At 44.2% G+C, this 17763-nt stretch carries 17 protein-coding genes; 14 read left to right on the top strand and 3 right to left on the bottom strand.

Going from position 1 to position 17763, the window contains the following annotated elements:
- The 7 genes from C1S73_RS21955 (at position 1) to C1S73_RS21985 (ending at position 6593) form a co-directional block, all read left to right on the top strand.
- A complete protein-coding gene (locus tag C1S73_RS21955; protein ID WP_038868073.1) occupies positions 1 to 483 on the top strand; it encodes a TadE/TadG family type IV pilus assembly protein in 483 nt (160 codons plus the stop codon).
- Entirely contained in the window at positions 470 to 1030 is a 561-nt protein-coding gene (gene tadF, locus C1S73_RS21960) for a tight adherence pilus pseudopilin TadF (protein ID WP_038868070.1), read from the top strand. Before C1S73_RS21955 ends, tadF begins: the two co-directional genes overlap by 14 nt.
- Positions 1031 to 1034: 4 nt before the next feature.
- The gene (locus C1S73_RS21965; protein ID WP_038868068.1) at positions 1035 to 2582 is read left to right on the top strand and encodes a TadE/TadG family type IV pilus assembly protein; all 1548 of its coding nucleotides are present in this window, start codon (positions 1035 to 1037) and stop codon (positions 2580 to 2582) included.
- A gap of 8 nt (positions 2583 to 2590) precedes the next feature.
- Positions 2591 to 3271, top strand: a complete 681-nt coding sequence (locus C1S73_RS21970) for an OmpA family protein (protein ID WP_038868066.1) — start codon at positions 2591 to 2593, stop codon at positions 3269 to 3271.
- 88 nt (positions 3272 to 3359) lie between these two features.
- On the top strand, positions 3360 to 4784 hold the full coding sequence (locus tag C1S73_RS21975) for a hypothetical protein (protein WP_227740529.1): 1425 nt from the start codon (positions 3360 to 3362) through the stop codon (positions 4782 to 4784).
- A gap of 212 nt (positions 4785 to 4996) precedes the next feature.
- Positions 4997 to 5191 carry a hypothetical protein gene (locus C1S73_RS21980; RefSeq protein ID WP_158654990.1) on the top strand — a complete coding sequence of 65 codons (195 nt, stop codon included), beginning with the start codon at positions 4997 to 4999 and terminating at the stop codon, positions 5189 to 5191.
- Positions 5192 to 5585: 394 nt separating this feature from the next.
- A complete protein-coding gene (locus tag C1S73_RS21985; protein WP_038868059.1) occupies positions 5586 to 6593 on the top strand; it encodes a hypothetical protein in 1008 nt (335 codons plus the stop codon).
- A gap of 39 nt (positions 6594 to 6632) precedes the next feature.
- Here the strand turns inward: C1S73_RS21985 and C1S73_RS21990 are convergent, their stop codons facing one another.
- Complete coding sequence (locus C1S73_RS21990) at positions 6633 to 7772, bottom strand: LEM-3-like GIY-YIG domain-containing protein (protein ID WP_038868056.1); 1140 nt, start codon at positions 7770 to 7772, stop codon at positions 6633 to 6635.
- A 182-nt stretch (positions 7773 to 7954) separates the two neighbouring features.
- On the opposite strand from C1S73_RS21990, the gene C1S73_RS21995 reads away from it, so the two are divergent.
- On the top strand, positions 7955 to 9217 hold the full coding sequence (locus C1S73_RS21995) for a metal-dependent hydrolase family protein (RefSeq protein ID WP_038868054.1): 1263 nt from the start codon (positions 7955 to 7957) through the stop codon (positions 9215 to 9217).
- Positions 9218 to 9686: 469 nt separating this feature from the next.
- On the opposite strand, the gene C1S73_RS27940 is transcribed toward C1S73_RS21995, so the two are convergent.
- Positions 9687 to 9848 carry a hypothetical protein gene (locus C1S73_RS27940; RefSeq protein ID WP_167391667.1) on the bottom strand — a complete coding sequence of 54 codons (162 nt, stop codon included), beginning with the start codon at positions 9846 to 9848 and terminating at the stop codon, positions 9687 to 9689.
- A 238-nt stretch (positions 9849 to 10086) separates the two neighbouring features.
- The gene (locus C1S73_RS22000; protein WP_038868052.1) at positions 10087 to 10407 is read right to left on the bottom strand and encodes a hypothetical protein; all 321 of its coding nucleotides are present in this window, start codon (positions 10405 to 10407) and stop codon (positions 10087 to 10089) included.
- A 205-nt stretch (positions 10408 to 10612) separates the two neighbouring features.
- On the opposite strand from C1S73_RS22000, the gene C1S73_RS22005 reads away from it, so the two are divergent.
- The 6 genes from C1S73_RS22005 to choW all read left to right on the top strand — a co-directional run bounded on the left by C1S73_RS22005 (position 10613) and on the right by choW (position 17763).
- A complete protein-coding gene (locus C1S73_RS22005; RefSeq protein ID WP_038868050.1) occupies positions 10613 to 11674 on the top strand; it encodes a sensor domain-containing diguanylate cyclase in 1062 nt (353 codons plus the stop codon).
- Between the two features lie 419 nt (positions 11675 to 12093).
- Entirely contained in the window at positions 12094 to 12693 is a 600-nt protein-coding gene (gene betI / locus C1S73_RS22010; RefSeq protein ID WP_009700210.1) for a transcriptional regulator BetI, read from the top strand.
- Positions 12694 to 12709: 16 nt separating this feature from the next.
- On the top strand, positions 12710 to 14170 hold the full coding sequence (gene betB, locus C1S73_RS22015) for a betaine-aldehyde dehydrogenase (protein WP_038868044.1): 1461 nt from the start codon (positions 12710 to 12712) through the stop codon (positions 14168 to 14170).
- Positions 14171 to 14189: 19 nt separating this feature from the next.
- Positions 14190 to 15890, top strand: coding sequence for a choline dehydrogenase (gene betA, locus C1S73_RS22020; RefSeq protein WP_038868042.1), 1701 nt, complete (start codon positions 14190 to 14192; stop codon positions 15888 to 15890).
- A gap of 29 nt (positions 15891 to 15919) precedes the next feature.
- The gene (locus C1S73_RS22025; RefSeq protein WP_038868040.1) at positions 15920 to 16858 is read left to right on the top strand and encodes a choline ABC transporter substrate-binding protein; all 939 of its coding nucleotides are present in this window, start codon (positions 15920 to 15922) and stop codon (positions 16856 to 16858) included.
- Positions 16859 to 16920: 62 nt separating this feature from the next.
- Positions 16921 to 17763, top strand: coding sequence for a choline ABC transporter permease subunit (gene choW / locus C1S73_RS22030; protein WP_005425967.1), 843 nt, complete (start codon positions 16921 to 16923; stop codon positions 17761 to 17763).

The following is a 17763-nucleotide window of genomic DNA, read 5'->3' on the forward strand; positions in this document are numbered from 1 at the left end:
ATGAGAAGTCTTTGCAAGCAGAAGGGGGTGACGGCGATAGAGTTTGCTTTGGGTGCGCTCGTTTTGTTCTTTGCCACTTTTGCTATTTTCGAGTCCAGCTATCAAATCTATGTCGTAAACATGACGGAGTACTCTCTCAGAGAAACCATAAGAAACACAAAGATCTATGAGGGAAAAGGTATTAACCAACAGTATGAAGATAAATTTCGAACGTTGATAGAAGCCGATAATAACCTGTGGCATTTCTTAATTGATAGTACCCGATTCTCTATTCAAGGTCGGTACTACAAAACCTATGACGATTTTATTGCTAATAGAGGGCATTCTGATCAAGGTCTGAACTTCAATTATGACCTAGCCGAAATCACGGTTACGTATCACTACTCTCCAATGATAAAGCTAACTGGTGCTGCTGATAAAGACATTGCTCGAACCATGGTTTTGAACTTAGAGCATGAAGGGTGGAAAGATGACACTCCGTAACCGATTTTTACCTTCTACCAAGCACCAAAAAGGCGCATTTACTATTGAGCTTGTGTTTGTTCTTGTCGCATTGTGGGGTGTTTACCTTTTTGCGGCGGATCTCAGTTATCAGCTACTTGTGCGCGCAAAGCTCGATCGTTCCAGCTTTGCCTTAGTCAATGTGATCAAAGAACGTACTCGTTACTTTGATGCTGATGTGTTGGCAGGGAAAAACTTATCCGTCACCAATACAGATTTAGAAGACCTGACTCAAGTGGCGAGCCGGATGCTAGATACAACGCCAGATAATGTGGCGATTAAAATCGAGTCGTTGACGAATAAGGCGAATGTGGCTGCTTTTACCAGTAGCAAATTCAATAAATTAGGTTGCGAAACGGACTCAATTCTTGCTCATGCAGATTTGGCTCCGGTTGAAAAAGGCATCGTATACCCACTGTATCGAGTCAGTGTATGCGAAGAGCAAAGCTCTTGGTTCAAACCTTTTTTCAATGGCGGCACCGGGACAACGGTCAAGATTGGCTCTTCTTCAATCATGCCAGGGAGATAATGAAATGAAAATGCAGCGATACCAGCATCAAAGTCTCCAACAACAAAAAGGCGTCGCCGCGATATGGATGGGTTTATTGCTTGTTCCTATCATGGGGTTCACTTTTTGGGCTGTTGAGGGAACACGTTATGTTCAAGAGTCCAGCCGATTAAGAGACTCAGCAGAGGCTGCTGCGATGGCGGTGACCATTGAAGACCAGGCCGATGCAGCTCGTGAACTGGCAACGAAATATGTCGAAAACTATGTGCGAGATATTAAATCAGCCAGCCTTTCTGCCCAGCGATTTCATCAGGCGGAAGATGAAGGGGCTGGGGTGCTTGAATACATTCAATATACGGTGAACGCAAGGACGACACACGACTCATGGTTTGCGAGTAGTTTTGTTCCTTCTTTTAATGAGCAACAGGATTTAGCGGGCCGTTCGTTAGCCAGAAAATACCCCGTTTACCTTGGAGATAACAACATCGATATTGTCTTCGTATCTGATTTTTCAGGCTCGATGGACGAAAGGTGGGGATCAAGTCGACATAAAAAAATTGATGATTTGAAAACCGCAATCGATCAAATATCAAACAAGATTCTTTGTACATCTACTCGTAAAGAGTATGTCGATGGAGAGTGGAAAGATGTTTGTGACGAGCCGGGAGAAGATACAACCGGAGACAAGCTGCTTAATCGAGTAGGTTTTGTTCCATTTAATGTTCGAACCAGAGAAATTGTCGGGGGCAATCAAGCTCGCGCGACTAGCCAATTAAGTTACAGAGATGGTTATAACGCTTATCTATCGCCGTATACCTATAACGATGTTAATTGGGATTATTGGCGTACATATTCGCAAAATCAGGTACTCAACTGTGCGAGCAGGCAATCAAGATGTTCAAACCCCAAATCGGATAATCAAAAGTATGCGAAGCGTATTCGTGATGTCATCAATTTGGACCGTTATGCCGTTGCGGATGTTTACAACTATGTAGATTTTCCGGCGTCAGTTTCAACCATGTTTACTGATAAATCGGGATTAAAGCCCAATTTCTATAGTGTGAGTGGAACACGTCTATTTAACGCACATGGTTCCTCCAATTCATCGCAGTTTTACAACATTCGATTATCGAACAAGCTTTCCGATTTGAACGCAATTAAGTCGATGTGGGCAGATGGCGGTACTGCTGCGTTTCAAGGCATATTAAGAGGATCTCAGGTTCTTCATGATGGAGACCCAAACAGTACAGATGAAGAAGAGCAGCAAGCGTACAACAAGAAAATCAAGATGCTGCTGATTTTGAGTGATGGGCAGGAAAGTCCTAACAACGGCATTCTGAAAGGGCTAGTAGACAACGGTATGTGCGACAAAGCCAGAGCAGAGATTCCGGGCTTATACATCGGTGTTATTGGTATCGATTTTCGTGCTTCTCAACAAAGTGGTTTTCAAGACTGTGTTGTCAATCCAAGTGAAGACATCATCGATGTATCTGACTTAGATGAATTGATTGAAAAGATAGAAGAACTCATCCGCAAAGGCTCAAAAACAAGCGGAATAACTAAGTTGTACTAGAGGAAAATATGAAAAAGTTAGTGATTGGTGTAATCGCGTTATCAATGATGCCGTTAAGCTTTGCAGTAAAGGCTGGAGAAGGGCTTAGTGTTTATTGCGACAATACCTTCAGCGAGTACCAACATAGTGTCACTGTGGATGATGTTATCGGAATTGGTCAACATCGACAGGGCTTTTTGCAGATAGAGCAAAAATCCGACAGTAACGAGCTAAAACAAGTATTGGCGGGTAAATCAAAGTTGGGGTTGGAACAATCTGGATGTTCGACTTGGATTGGCAATCAAAACAACTATCTACAAGGCAAGGGCTTAGTTGCGCGTCTGCATTTTGGCTTTGACCAATCCAACTTAACTCCGATGGGCAGTAAGGCTCTGAATCAACTCGCAGGTTCGCTGAAAAATAGCGATAGTGCTATTGCGGTAGATGGTCACACCGACAGCAAGGGTTCTGAAGGCTACAACCAATCGTTGGGCTTACAGCGTGCGTTGACAACGTCTAACGGTTTGATTGCGCAAGGCGTGGATAAAAGCCGTATTGTTGTTCGTTCATTTGGTGAAACTCAGCCGATTGCGTCGAATTCAACCGCTGAGGGACGATCACAAAACAGACGCTCAGAAATATGGGCTTCTAAGAATGATCAGGCAAAACCAGATCAAATAAAACCAGACGAAGTAAAGCCAACGGAATAGGTTTTAATCGCAGAGTGTTCACCTTGCCTAAAACGCAAGGTGAAGCATTAACAACAATGGTGTCGTGGTGGGTCAATTTGGAGTGGCAGTGGGTAAATCTAAAACAGTATTAGTCATATGGGTGGGTCTAGCATGGAGTGGTGTTACTGCTGCCTCAGAGCTAATTAACTTTAATGAGCAAGATAAGCTAAACAACATCAAGTCGGCTTATCAGCAAGAATATAGCGCGCTCAATATTGATGAAAATATTGCGCATTACAATAAATTGAATGCTGAAATTGAGTCCACCAAGATCAAGTTGGTCAACAACGTTGAGATGATCAAATCTGATTCAAACCGTTTAACAGACAAGTTGGTCGATGGCGTCTACGATGAATCCTTGATGCTCACCTTACGTAACATGTCATCCAAAGTGAACTCAATGAAGAAAGAGATTGAGACCGCCGGCAAGTTGCTTGCAGAAACAAAACAGCAGCTGTCGCAAGACCAACGAGAAGCCAGTCATATTGAGCGAAAGAAAAACGACGCGTTGCTGGCTTTGTATGAGAAGATCAAAGCTCGACATTTGGACGATTCGAAACGCGTGATTAACGATACTTATCAAGGCCAATTACAGTGTAATGTATCGGAAAGCCTATCAACATGCGTGAACCGCAATCTTCCTTCTATCAAAAATGCATTTGTGTTGAGTAAAGGTGGCTTGTCGCGCATTCAACTTACGCGTTTTAGAGTGGTAGATGCAAACCAAAGACTAAATGGCGATCTCTCCTTTACCGCGGATGCGAGTTACAAACATGCCTACAGTGTAAATACAGAAGTGGAGCTTAGACAGGCGTTAAACCTAGATAGAGTGCGGTTTGTGTTCCGTTCGAACTCAGAAAATACGGTGTTCTACATCAACGATCAAGAAGTCGGGTCGGGTGATAGAGTAGATGTGACGGGTAATTACGTGGGGGTTTACAGTGTTCGCGCCGTAAATAGCAATCAGACACAATCGCTTAAATTGAATCTTAAAAATGGCGGTGATTACTTCTTTCCATTTCCAAATAAGGCCAACGCAACCGACCTCCATTCAACTCGTTCAGTAATGGAAGAGGTGAGTAAGGTTGATGATGAAGCAACTAGAGACAAGCATTCTGGCAAATTCTCTGAGAGCCTTTTACCAAAAAACGCCGTTGCCGGAATGGAGCCTGCTGTGAAGCAAGATGTGAAACGCTATACCAATAAAGTGCTGTATAAAGACGATGCGTTTACTTACCTTTTGCCCCAGTTTAAAGGCAACCAAAAGTCTCACGATATCTTCCTAAATAGAGAGCAGGCTACCCAGTATTGTGAACGGCTATCCTCCCGTTTACCTAGCACTACTGCTTATCAATACCTTGAAAAGTACGCCAACCTTTCTTCTGGAGATTATTGGACGAATAAAGGCAGCGTTTATTCATCAGATAAGCATAAAGAGCTTGATAAAGCGTTTGATACGAACAAGTTTATTTGCATGGTGAGTATGAGCTAACAACGACAACGATACTATTCTGCGTCGCAAAAAACTTCTATAAGAGCCGTATTTACGGCTCTTTTTTGTCTTCTTTTGGTGAATATTAGTTTGCTTAAAGGGGGATAGCTTAGACAGTTGCCTTGCTGTGTTTAAATCCTTTCTCAATGCTATCCCATTATAGTTATTACCTCATAACATGTTCTTTTTAAAAATAAAACGTGAGTGGACATATGGCGAACAGAATGTATTTAGAGTTGGCAAAGCAAGCTTGTCAGAGTGAAAGAGAATACGAATGGGGTTGGCGTGCGAGCTTTGGTCGGAAGCTGCTACAAAAGCACCTGAGGGCAGCACGAATAAGTATTGGGCATTACTTCGGTCTGATTTTTGCCGATGTCGTGGTAGAGAGCATGGCATGTGTTTTCTAACAGAGACGGCCTATCAGCGAGAGGAAACGAGAGAGGCAGTACGAGGGTTGAATCGACTTAACTATCTGAAAGGTAAATAAATACCACTCCAATGCTTCTTTTTTATGCAATAAGCGATATTGAGGACCCGATATTCGATTAAGCCTTCAGAGGTTCTCTATGTCACGTCAGAAAAATCTGATACTCACCTGCATGTATTTCTAATTTAGGTAAATTTAAATAATCTCAAATTATGGTTGGCAGCGTTATTTGATAGAGAATACCTATAGAAGTATTCAAAGATTTAAATGCGATATCTAACTGATACCCGAGTAACTTCAAGATACCGGTTTCTTGGGTATGAATGTCCATTTTTTACAATGGGCATTTTGAGTTTTACAGGGAGGGGAGTTATATGACTTATTGTTTTAAAAATGAGTTGAGTCGGTGGGTCGATACTCGAGATATTTCTCGAAAGGACCTTATCGCGCTGTTACAAAATAACTACTATGAGGAGTTTAAAGGCCTTGATTCTATTACCTTAAGCCGATGGTTTACCGGTAAAAGTATCCCGCCAATATATAAACAGTTCTATATTGCCAAGTGTTTGGATATAGATTTAATAGAGGTTCTGTTACGAATGGATCTGTCTAAGGTTCGTTACTCGAACAAACATGATCTTGTCATCAGCACCTTAGTTCGAGCTCTAGATTTTTCGATTTCTAACCTTTCTTATCGCAAGGTGTCTGGGCCTCCTAAAAGCGAAATAAAAAGTCTGACGATCAATGAATACTCTGACATGTTCAAAGAGTTTAACCATAACATTTCACCTCTCAAAAGGTTCTATCAGGACCTTCAAGAGAAAGCGAGTGATGTGAAGTATCAATGCGTTTTAATTAAAAATGACCAAGAGGCAACGGTAGGCCATTGGTACGGCATGGTGAACATTGAAGGTATTAATGGGCTACCTTCATTTATTACGCTCCCACAGGAAGAAGCTGAGCGTAGCTGTTTGATTGGTGTGGGGTACTTTACAAGTTCGGCGCACTATTTTGAATTGATTGTTCAAGCTCTTTGCTATTACTTGATTAGATATTCCAGTAAGAAAGATTACGCGTACTTTTTCATCGTCGATTTTCAACCATTAATTGCATTCAGCAAGCTGGTCTTTAACGCAGAAGAAGTAAAGTACTATCCGCCAAAAGAGAAGGGTAGCATGGGTGTTTACCTATTCAGACACAATATAATCAAATCGATTTCTAACCCCGTTTTATTGAAGAAGGTGAAAGAAAAGCTCGAATGTCTGGTGGATTGCGATCCAAGTTGTAACTTGTGCAATCTGCCTGATTTTAGAAAAGATGAAATGATAATAGGTAATAGCATTCCTTTTTTAGACGTAACTGAATCTAGAACTCATGTTTGACAGTGTTGTAAGACAGAGCCGCGTATGGCGGCTCTTCGATCACTCGCTTGTGAGTGATTCCAACTCTTCATCGTTGAGATAACGGTGGCCTTGCCCAAGCCCCGATATCTTTTTGAACATCAATTCGCATCGTTCTTCTGCATGGGGATCATTTTCGTTGACGCAGATACCATTTAAGAATGCATAACGTCCCTCACAGCCTATATCGTGGTTTGGGTTGATCATTGGCGTGGATAGCTGAGCTGTCACTCCATCGATTACACAAGCGACTTTACCTTTTACGACACCGATTACACGTTTTACCCGATGTGCTTTATCTCCGCATTTCCATGCTTGGCGTGTTCCCCATTCATAACCATGTTTTTCTTTGCCTTTCTGAATATGCACAATGAGGTTCAAGTTCTTTTCCGTTGCATCAATAGGAGCTTGTACTATTTTTTGTGGCGGCGTAGTTCTGACAACAGATAAAGGCGCATTACAGTTTAGGTATTTAATCGGGTTTGCAGCGCCTTGCGGGAAATGCGAAGAAATGGCCTTGTAACGAAGCTGTTCTCGAACGGTTTCATTGGCTAATTCTCCAATAAAGCCCCAACGTTCTTTTCCATCAATATCGACTGGATACCAAGATTTGATCTTGTAAACTTCGCGAGTTAACCCACGATAGGTTGTTACTGCGTAAGTTGCTCTATCTCGTTTGCTACCAATGACCCAAGCTTCTCTTGTTGCATCGTAAAGCTCTTCTTGCGTAATTTCGCGATAGTACTTTTTATTGATGTTAATAAGTACGATGGGTAATGAGGTCTCGAGCGCTTCGGCACTATACATAGCGATAATCTCATCAGTCGTTTTAATGCCAAAATCGCTGGAGTAATGACCCCCTTGTAAATTAGACAGGTTGGTTAGTCCTATAAAATCGATGAGCGCTGCTTCAACCTCAAATGCCGTTACTTCGTCTAATCCATGCCTCAATACATAGCGTTCTACTTTGAATCCCGCATTTAAAATACTTCGAATTGTGTCAAGTTTGTCGCTAGAGCTATCACTTTCTAATGCACATTCTGCATGATTAAAGATTCGATTGCCTCTGCCTTTTCCAACATAGAAGACGATGCCGTTGCGTGGGTCTCGTAGGAAGTAAACGTAATATTTAAGTTGTTCGATGACTGATTGAGAAAACATAACGTGGATTGTCCGCGCGATAGTTAATAAGGGTGGTAGTGCATATTTAAATGGCGACGGAATCTATCACGAAACCCAACTTAAGTCTTGAGTGTTTTTCTTGTCGCAAAATGGCAATTTTATTTTCGGTCCACTCGATATGATGCACCTGTATTGAGACAACTGACTCGGAGATAGAAACCATGAGTATCGTAATTAAAAATGCAAACGTGTTTAACGGTGTAGATGAGCAACTTCTGAAGAACGTGGACCTTCTGATTGAAAATAACTTAATCACACAAATCGGGAAAGTGGATGACTCGAATGCTGAGCAAATCATCGATGCAGAAGGCAAAACGGTGATGCCAGGTTTAATTGATGCACACGTACACATTACGCTTTCAGCGGGCTTCAATGAGCTGGATGGCATGACTCGAGAAGAGATCGCGATTCGCTCAGCGAGAATCTCTGAAGAGATGTTGATGCGTGGCTTTACGACCATTCGTGATGTTGCAGGCAACACATTAGGTCTGAAGAACAGTATCGATAAAGGTTATGCGAAAGGTCCAAGAATTTTGCCTTGTATGGCCGCGATTTCGCAAACTTGTGGTCACTCGGACTATCGTCAAAACCAAGCACAAGAACGCTTAGCGAACGGTCATGAAGACTCACCACTAATGAAGTCGGGCGCATTTAAAGTCGCGGATGGTCGTGCAGAAGTATTGAAAGCGGTTCGAGAGCAGTTGTTTATGGGCGCTTCTCAAATCAAAGTGATGGCAGGTGGTGGTGCATCCTCTACGTTTGATCCTCTGGATACGTTGCAATACACGTTAGATGAAATGAAAGCGGCGGTGGAAGCGGCAAGCGATTATGGTACCTATGTAGCGGCTCATATTCACACAGCACCAGCGATGAAACGTGCCGCAGAGGCCGGTGTCATGTCCTTTGAGCACGCCACTATTATGGATGAAGAAATTGCTCAAATTGTGAAAGAGAAAGGCATTTGGCTTGTTCCATCATACTTCACGTCATCATTGATTGCAGAACGTAAGATCCCGTTGCCAAACGAAGAGACTTACCGCAAGACAGAACGCGTTGGTAAAGCAATGTTTAAGTCTGCTGAGCTTATCAAGAAATACGATATTCAAAACCTAGCGTTTGGTACTGACTGTGTTGGTAAAGCAAACGTTCATGAAAGTCAGATGCAAGAGCTGGGCGCTATTGAAACCACATTCGATACGATTACAGCACTTCGCATGGCTACCTCAAACTGTGGGCGTCTATTTGAATTGTCGACTTACAAACATCCGTATCAAGAAGGTAAGTTAGGTCAAATTGTGGAAGGTGCTTATGCAGACTTGCTTATCGTCGATGGCAATCCACTAGAAGGTGTAGATTGCGTGGTACAAGATGAAACTAAGAAAGTCATCATGAAAGACGGTGTTGTGTATAAGAACACACTATAGGCTAAATACCTCCTTACCAAAGGCGCTCACTGAGCGCCTTTTTTGCGTTTGGGGAAAGATTGGACGCCATTTAGCGAAAGCTTTCTGGGTTAATCCTTTGACCCGTTCTAGCCCTTTAAACCTTCCTACCAGTATCATCTTTCATGAAACTAACGTCTCCTTTTAGGCTAATTTGTATTGTCCAGCGAGAGCGCCTCGATGCTCCCCTCGCGTTGAGTTTGGTTATGTTCTAGTACCCTATGCGTAATGGGTAAAACCTTAAACATAGCGGCATAAGAGCGATGAATAGACACAATTTCACTTCTTATTTTTGGCCTTCAATGGCCTTGTCTTAGGTACTAAAGTTTAGAAAGAGAGAAGGGGCACAAGGTGATGATAGGAACGTGAATTCAGGGATATGGCATACAAAAAACCGCACCTCAAAAAGGTGCGGTTTAGATAAAGATAAAGTGACAGAATCAAATCGAGCTTACTTCATCACATAGCGATAAGTTTTGATTGCCAACCAAGTAAAGGCTTTGAATAAAATTTTTATGGTCTTAAAGGCAACTTTACCTATGGACAGCACCAGTTCGCCGGCAACGGTTAGACAAGTGTGTAAATCTGTTTGTTTGAACTCTGCGTAAGTCATGTTGGTCTCTCATTTTTTAAGTGGGGACTCCTGTCGCTCAATGCATACCCTGTAGCGATATAGTAGAAATAAGCAGGGATGGGGACTTACCATTTGGCGCCACTTTGCACGTAAAGATAAAAAAGTAATATTGATTATGGTGGTTATAAATAGCTGTGGTGAATTTTTGATAGGTGGATTACAGGTGCAAAAAAGCCACCACTAAAGAGTGATGGCTTCAATAAAGGGGCTGGTGTGATTAGTATTTTACAAACAACATTTTTCTGAGGCTGTTACAGCGAGACTTATCTAGTGGGTCACCAAGGTATTCGCCATCTTCTGCCGCTTTCTTCATGACCAATGCTCTTGCTCGGTCACCACTGTCTAGGTCTTGATATTCTTCTAAGGTTTTCAGCTTCAATAAACGGTATTTCGATTTGTCTTTGCCAGAGGCGACACGATCGTAACAGTAACTCATCGCTCCTGCGTTTGCGCCAATCTTGCTTGCGTCGGTAATCGCATGAGCGTTAAAACCAATAGTGCTCGTGAGTAAAATCAAAAGGGCATTGCGTGCTTTCATTTTTCTTTCCTAATTCAATCAAGTTGATGAATAAGATAAAGGGCAACGACCTCTAAAAATTGCCATTAAGCGACATTAGCGAAAAGTGAGCAATAACGCTTGTTTGTCAGAAACCTGTTAGTGATAGAGGTGTGGCGCAAATTGGTAAATCTTAACAACTTGAATTCAATAATCTTTGCTCATCGAATCATTCGGAGCACGCATTATGAATGCGAGAAAATTTACTAACGATACCAAGCGCAAGTTACTTCCGTTTGTTTATCTATTGACGCTGACTGGCTGGGGGATTTACACGCTCACACATGATTACAGTTGGCAGGCATTGTTATTGTTTGTCATCGGGTTACTGATGGTATTGCGTAACTACCACTTAGAAAGCGAACGCATTGACGAAAAGATCGCGAGTATTGCCGCGCACTCAGTGATTGGTGTCGTCATCCTCAATCAAAATTTACGAGTCGACTTTGCGAACAAAAGCTTTTCCAAGTTAACAGGACATACGGCCAAACAATTGAATGGAGAAGATTTGAAGAAGTATGGTTTCAGTTGTTTGAACGACGCGATTGCGAAGTTAGGAGCAAAAGCAAACTGGAAAGGTGAAATCAAAGTGACGAACCGTTTTGGTGACCACTTAACGTTAGATACTCACATCACGCATTATGAAATGGGGATGGGAATGAGTGATCGATATGTACTTAGCTTCCGAGATATCAGCCATCGAGTTCGGTTGGAGAATAAGCTCAAGAATCTTGCAGAAAAAGACCCACTAACGGGCTGTTGGAATCGTCGTCGTTTTGACAAGGAGATAGCACGTCACGCCAGTATTGCTGACCGTTATGCGGTGTCGAATACCACACTGGCTATTATCGATATTGATCACTTTAAGCAGATCAATGACAAACATGGTCATGATGTGGGTGATGAGGTGATTAAAGAACTTGGGGAGTTGATGCAAGCGCAGTGTCGAGAGACAGACATTGTCGCTCGTGTTGGCGGAGAGGAATTTGCGATCATCATGCCAGAGACTAATAAGCGCAGCGCGTTTGAAGCGATTTACCGTCTCAAAGAAATCATTCAATCAAAAAGCGTACTGGGCATCACGATAAGTGGTGGAATTACGACGATCAATCGTTCTGTTGAGCAGAGCTATCGTCGAGCAGACAAGGCTTTGTATCGAGCAAAAACACTAGGGCGAAATCGAGTGTGTAGCTCTGATGGATATTCTGAACACATCGTTCATACGAAAAGAGCAAAAGCGTTCATGTAAATGACGCAAACAGTAACAAGATAATCAGAAAGCGGTTTACATTTTATAACAACTTGACGAAGCAATGGTGTTTCTTTGTCCAATTGATAGTCATGAAATTAAAATGAGTCGTAATTATTTGATGTCGATGTATTTTTGTTTGTTTATGTTTTTGAGGTGTAAGCGCTCAACATGAAGTGTTTGCTCGTTAAATTTCGGTTTTCTTTTCTTAATGTCTGAAATTTAATGGTTTATTTCTTTTGCGTTAAGGTGTCAATCTCGATTTAAACTTCATTTTACAGATGTTTAATTAATGATTGTTGTCGAAATGATTCGCTTGTACCTACCATTTTTTCTAGATAATTAGTTTGAGTTCGAACTAAATTTGAGGCATTTTATATTTAACTAACCGTTCAATTAAAAAATAACAAGGATGCAAAATGCCCAAGGTTGGGATGCCTGAAATCAGAAAACCGCAGCTAGTCAAAGCGACGATGTCGGTCATCGACAGAGTAGGTTTGCACGCTGCGAGTATCTCGTTGATCAGCAAAGAAGCAGGGGTATCAACGGGGATCATTAATCACTATTTCGGTGGAAAGCACGGTCTGTTAGAAGAGACCATGCGTGAGATCCTGCGCCAGCTTTCTGCCACCATCAAAGAGAACTTAAGCCAGCTGCCAGCTGATGCGCATCATCAACGTATTAATGCCATCATCGACGGCAACTTTGTGGGTTTCCAAGCCGAGAACCAAGTGGCAAAAACTTGGTTGGCATTCTGGTCGTACTCTATGCATGACGCACAGCTCAAACGTCTGCAACGAGTGAATGAACGACGTCTCCTTTCTCATCTAAAAAAAGAATTAAAAGCTTTGTTGGATCAAGACCAAGCAGAGCTCGTTGCGCATGGTATTGCGTCACTGATTGATGGCATTTGGCTGCGCGGAACGCTCAACCCGCAAGGCATCGATGCCGAGAAAGCGCGCGTCATCATCAACGACTATCTCGACAAACAGCTCACGTTCTACTCAAAACTAAAATAAAGAGTCAAACCTTCAAATGGATATGAAAGCACACTACATCGATGGTGCCATGCACCTAGGATGCTCAGAAGAACACTTCACCACATACAATCCAGCCAATGGTGAACCGCTTGCAAATGTGAAGCAGGCTAACCAGCAAGACATGCAAGCAGCAATTGAATCTGCCAAACGTGGTTTTGCGATTTGGTCTGCAATGACGGCGACAGAACGAAGCCGCATTTTGCTTAAAGCGGTGGCGCTACTTCGTGAAAGAAACGACGAACTGGCAGCATTAGAAGTCGCGGATACGGGCAAACCGATTCAAGAAGCGAATTGCGTAGACATTGCCACGGGCGCAGATGTGATCGAGTACTACGCAGGTCTTGTACCTAGCATGCATGGTGAACAACAACCGCTGAATGAATCGCAGTTTTTCTACACTCGCCGCGAGCCTCTGGGCATTTGTGCGGGCATTGGTGCGTGGAACTACCCAATTCAAATCGCGATGTGGAAATCTGCCCCTGCGCTTGCTGCGGGTAATACGATGATCTTTAAACCATCAGAAGAAACCCCGTTAACCGCACTCAAACTAGCAGAAATCTACAGCGAAGCGGGATTGCCAGATGGCGTGTTCAACGTTATTCAAGGTGATTACCGAGTAGGGCAGATGCTCACCGCACATCCGGACATCGCTAAAGTCTCTTTCACTGGCGAATCCGGTACGGGCAAAGTGGTGATGGGTGACAGTGCCAATACGCTAAAGCAAGTCACAATGGAGCTTGGCGGTAAGTCTCCAATGATCATTTTTGATGATGCCAAGCTAGACGATGCGGTTTCTGCTGCAATGGTCGCGAACTTCTACACCCAAGGTGAGGTTTGTACGCACGGTACTCGCGTGTTCGTTCATGAAGGTATTTATGATGAGTTTGTCGCTCAACTTAAGAAGCGTACTGAACTGCTGGTGGTTGGCGATCCGCTTGATGAGCAGACTCAAATTGGCGCGCTAATTTCCAAAGAGCACGAATCAAAAGTCCTTTCCGCAATTGAACAAGCGAAAGCAAGCCAAGCAACGCTACTAACCGGTGGCTATAAAGTCACAGACAATGGCTTGGCGAGCGGTAATTTTGTTGTGCCAACGGTTTTCACTGATTGCGAAGACGACATGCCGCATGTGCAGCAAGAGATCTTTGGTCCCGTAATGTCGGTGCTTAAGTTCAGTGACGAAGACGAAGTGATTGCTCGTGCTAACAACACCGATTACGGACTTGCAGCTGGCGTGTTCACGCAAAATCTCTCTCGTGCGCACCGCGTTATTCATCAAATCCAAGCTGGCATTTGTTGGATTAACACCTGGGGGGATTCTCCAGCTGAAATGCCCGTTGGCGGTTACAAACTGTCTGGCATTGGACGTGAAAATGGCGTTGAAACCCTCAAGCATTACACCCAAACCAAGAGCGTGTTAGTGCATTTGGGTGATTTCGACAGCCCTTACGCGTAATCAGTCTGGAGGATTTGTAATGCAACAACACTACGATTACATCATCGTCGGTGCTGGCTCGGCAGGCTGTGTTTTGGCGGATCGCCTGAGTGAAAGCGGTCAGCACCAAGTCTTGCTGTTGGAAGCGGGTGGCTCAGACAAGAGCATCTTCATTCAAATGCCAACGGCGCTGTCTTACCCAATGAACACCGAAAAGTACGCATGGCAGTTTGAAACTGTAGCGGAAGAGGGGTTAGACGGACGCCAACTGCATTGTCCACGCGGCAAAGTTCTGGGCGGTAGCTCTTCGATCAACGGCATGGTTTATGTTCGTGGTCATGCTTGTGACTTTGACGAATGGGAATCAGAAGGCGCAAAAGGCTGGAACTACCAAGCGTGTCTGCCGTACTTCCGTAAAGCGGAAACGTGGACAGGCGGCGCAGACGAATACCGTGGCGACAGTGGTCCTGTTGGGACGTGTAACGGCAACGACATGAAGCTGAATCCACTTTACCAAGCATTTATCGAAGCAGGCAAAGATGCAGGCTACCCAGAAACGCAAGATTACAACGGTTATCAGCAAGAGGGCTTCGGTCCTATGCACATGACGGTAGACAAAGGTGTGCGCGCTTCTACTTCTAATGCTTACTTAAGCCGTGCAAAAAAGCGCAGTAATTTCACCTTGATGAAAGGCGTGACCGCTCATCGCATTTTGCTTGAAGGCAAGAAAGCGGTCGGCATTGAGTTCGAGCAATCCGGCAAGATCAAACAGTGCCTTGCTAACAAAGAAGTGGTGTCGAGTGCAGGCTCCATCGGCTCGGTACAACTGCTGCAACTTTCGGGTATTGGTCCTAAGACTGTGCTTGAGAAAGCGGGCATTGAAGTGAAACACGCTCTAGAAGGTGTGGGTAAAAATTTGCAAGACCACCTTGAAGTCTACTTCCAGTATCACTGCAAACAACCGATCACGCTTAACAGCAAGTTAGGTTTGATCAGCAAAGGTTTGATTGGTACCGAGTGGATTCTGACGCGCAAAGGTTTGGGGGCGACCAACCACTTTGAATCGTGCGCGTTCATCCGTTCTCGTGAAGGCTTGAAATCGCCAAACATTCAATATCATTTCCTACCAGCAGCAATGCGTTATGACGGGCGTGCGGCATTTGATGGTCACGGCTTCCAAGTGCATGTTGGTCCAAACAAGCCAGAGAGTCGCGGCAGTGTCGAAGTGGTTTCCGCCAACCCAAATGACAAACCAAAGATCGAGTTCAATTACATCTCGACGGAACAAGATAAGCAGGATTGGCGAGACTGTATTCGTTTAACGCGTGAAATCCTCAATCAACCAGCAATGGATGCGTTTCGCGGTGAAGAGATCCAACCGGGTCTTAACATCACCAGCGATGAAGCGATTGATGAGTGGGTGAAGCAAAACGTGGAAAGTGCTTACCACCCTTCGTGTAGCTGCAAAATGGGTGCAGACGATGACCCAATGGCAGTTCTGAATGAAGCCTGCCAAGTGCGCGGCATTGAAGGCTTGCGCGTGGTGGATTCATCCATCTTCCCAACCATTCCGAATGGCAACTTAAACGCCCCAACCATCATGGTCGCAGAGCGTGCCGCGGACATGATCTTGGGGAACGTACTCGAAGAATCGAATAACACACCGGTTTGGATTGCTCCGAACTGGCAAGAGACGCAAAGAATGCGTCCGCCGAAAAGAGACTTAAGCTCAATCTCATAAAGTCAGTAATCATTACAAGGAATTTAAACATGTCTACGATGACAAAAATCTTTTCATCTATCGCGCTGAGTGCAATGGCGACAGGTGCTTACGCTAACCAATGTGAAACCGTTCGATTTGCCGATGTAGGCTGGACGGACATTACCGCAACCACAGCTGTTACCTCTGAACTGCTAAAAGGCTTGGGCTACAAAACCAAGACCGATCTTCTGTCTGTACCTGTGACGTACTCTTCAATGGCAAACGGCGACATTGACGTATTCCTAGGTAACTGGATGCCAACCATGGAAGGTGATATTGCCAAATACCGTGAAGCTGGCACAGTGGAAACCGTTCGCGCAAACCTTGAAGGTGCGAAATACACCCTAGCCGTGCCAAAGTACGTGTATGACGCTGGCGTGAAAAGCTTTGCTGACTTGGCAAAAAATGCCGATAAATTTAAAGACCGCATCTACGGCATTGAGCCGGGCAACGATGGCAACCGCCTTATCCAAGATATGATCGACAGCGATGCATTTGGCTTGAAAGACTTCAGCCTAGTGGAATCAAGCGAAGCGGGCATGGTGTCTCAAGTGTCTCGCGCAGTGCGCCGTAACCAATGGATCGTTTACTTAGGTTGGGCTCCGCACCCAATGAACAGCAATGTTGAGATGGAATACCTATCTGGTGGTGACGACTTCTTTGGTCCTAACTACGGTGGTGCGAATGTCTACACCAACGTGCGCCAAGACTACTTATCTGAGTGTCAAAACGTGGGTCAACTGCTTAAGAACCTAGAGTTCAGTCTAGAGATGGAAAACCAGTTGATGGAAGCGATTCTGAACCAAAAACAGAAGCCAGCGAAAGCAGCACAAGAATGGTTGAATGCCAACCCACAACAATTTGAAGCGTGGCTAGAAGGCGTGAAGACGCTGGATGGTAAAGACGCAAAACAAGCGATTACTTCTTACCTAAAAACAAACGCTTAATCATTCCTCTCTTTAGGAAAAGGTGGGCAGCGACGCCCGCCTTTTAACACAAAGGTTTTATTGTGAATTTTATTACGGACAACAAACTTCCGTTGGGCGAATGGATGGAAACAGGCGTGGATTGGTTAACCATGAACGCGTCCGGTTTTTTTGATGCTATCTCTATTTTTCTCGAAACCATCATTCTATTCGTGGTGGATATTTTCAAATGGATGCCACCGGCAGCACCTATCATCATGACCGCAGCGATTGCGTGGTTCCTACACCGCAGCATTCCTCTAGTCGTGTTTATTGTGCTGGCGTTACTGACTATCCTTAACCTCGGCTACTGGCAAGAAATGCTGGAAACCTTTGTTCTCGTCTTCGCTGCGACAACGATTTCCGTATTAATTGGCGTTCCGCTTGGCATCATGGCGGCGCATCGCCCGTGGTTGTACACCTTGTTGCGCCCGATACTCGATTTAATGCAGACCGTACCCACGTTTGTGTATCTGATCCCTACATTGGTTCTGTTTGGTTTAGGCATCGTACCGGGTCTGATTTCCACCATTATCTTTGCCATCGCCGCGCCGATTCGTCTGACTTACCTTGGCATCACCAAAGTGCCAGAAGAGTTGATTGAAGCGGGTAAAGCGTTTGGTGCAAGCCGCATGAAATTGCTCTTCAAAGTCGAACTCCCAGCAGCATTGCCAAGCATTATGGCGGGTGTGACCCAGTGCATTATGTTGTCGCTTTCTATGGTGGTGATTGCTGCGCTAGTCGGTGCCGATGGTCTAGGTAAACCAGTCGTACGAGCTCTGAACACCGTGAACATTTCTCAAGGCTTTGAAGCGGGTTTAGCGATTGTTTTGGTCGCGATTATTCTCGACCGTTTGTGCAAAGCACCAAACCAGAAGGAGGCATAA

This window comes from Vibrio jasicida 090810c (genome assembly GCF_002887615.1).
GTDB lineage: Bacteria > Pseudomonadota > Gammaproteobacteria > Enterobacterales > Vibrionaceae > Vibrio > Vibrio jasicida.

What these genes read in the sequence shown, in the direction of transcription:
- C1S73_RS21955 (WP_038868073.1), top strand. Translation starts at nt 1, where the DNA reads ATGAGAAGTCTTTGCAAGCAGAAGGGGGTGACGGCGATAGAGTTTGCT.
- tadF (WP_038868070.1), top strand. Translation starts at nt 470, where the DNA reads ATGACACTCCGTAACCGATTTTTACCTTCTACCAAGCACCAAAAAGGC.
- C1S73_RS21965 (WP_038868068.1), top strand. Translation starts at nt 1,035, where the DNA reads ATGAAAATGCAGCGATACCAGCATCAAAGTCTCCAACAACAAAAAGGC.
- C1S73_RS21970 (WP_038868066.1), top strand. Translation starts at nt 2,591, where the DNA reads ATGAAAAAGTTAGTGATTGGTGTAATCGCGTTATCAATGATGCCGTTA.
- C1S73_RS21980 (WP_158654990.1), top strand. Translation starts at nt 4,997, where the DNA reads ATGGCGAACAGAATGTATTTAGAGTTGGCAAAGCAAGCTTGTCAGAGT.
- C1S73_RS21985 (WP_038868059.1), top strand. Translation starts at nt 5,586, where the DNA reads ATGACTTATTGTTTTAAAAATGAGTTGAGTCGGTGGGTCGATACTCGA.
- C1S73_RS21990 (WP_038868056.1), bottom strand. Translation starts at nt 7,772, where the DNA reads ATGTTTTCTCAATCAGTCATCGAACAACTTAAATATTACGTTTACTTC.
- C1S73_RS21995 (WP_038868054.1), top strand. Translation starts at nt 7,955, where the DNA reads ATGAGTATCGTAATTAAAAATGCAAACGTGTTTAACGGTGTAGATGAG.
- C1S73_RS27940 (WP_167391667.1), bottom strand. Translation starts at nt 9,848, where the DNA reads ATGACTTACGCAGAGTTCAAACAAACAGATTTACACACTTGTCTAACC.
- C1S73_RS22000 (WP_038868052.1), bottom strand. Translation starts at nt 10,407, where the DNA reads ATGAAAGCACGCAATGCCCTTTTGATTTTACTCACGAGCACTATTGGT.
- C1S73_RS22005 (WP_038868050.1), top strand. Translation starts at nt 10,613, where the DNA reads ATGAATGCGAGAAAATTTACTAACGATACCAAGCGCAAGTTACTTCCG.
- betI (WP_009700210.1), top strand. Translation starts at nt 12,094, where the DNA reads ATGCCCAAGGTTGGGATGCCTGAAATCAGAAAACCGCAGCTAGTCAAA.
- betB (WP_038868044.1), top strand. Translation starts at nt 12,710, where the DNA reads ATGGATATGAAAGCACACTACATCGATGGTGCCATGCACCTAGGATGC.
- betA (WP_038868042.1), top strand. Translation starts at nt 14,190, where the DNA reads ATGCAACAACACTACGATTACATCATCGTCGGTGCTGGCTCGGCAGGC.
- C1S73_RS22025 (WP_038868040.1), top strand. Translation starts at nt 15,920, where the DNA reads ATGTCTACGATGACAAAAATCTTTTCATCTATCGCGCTGAGTGCAATG.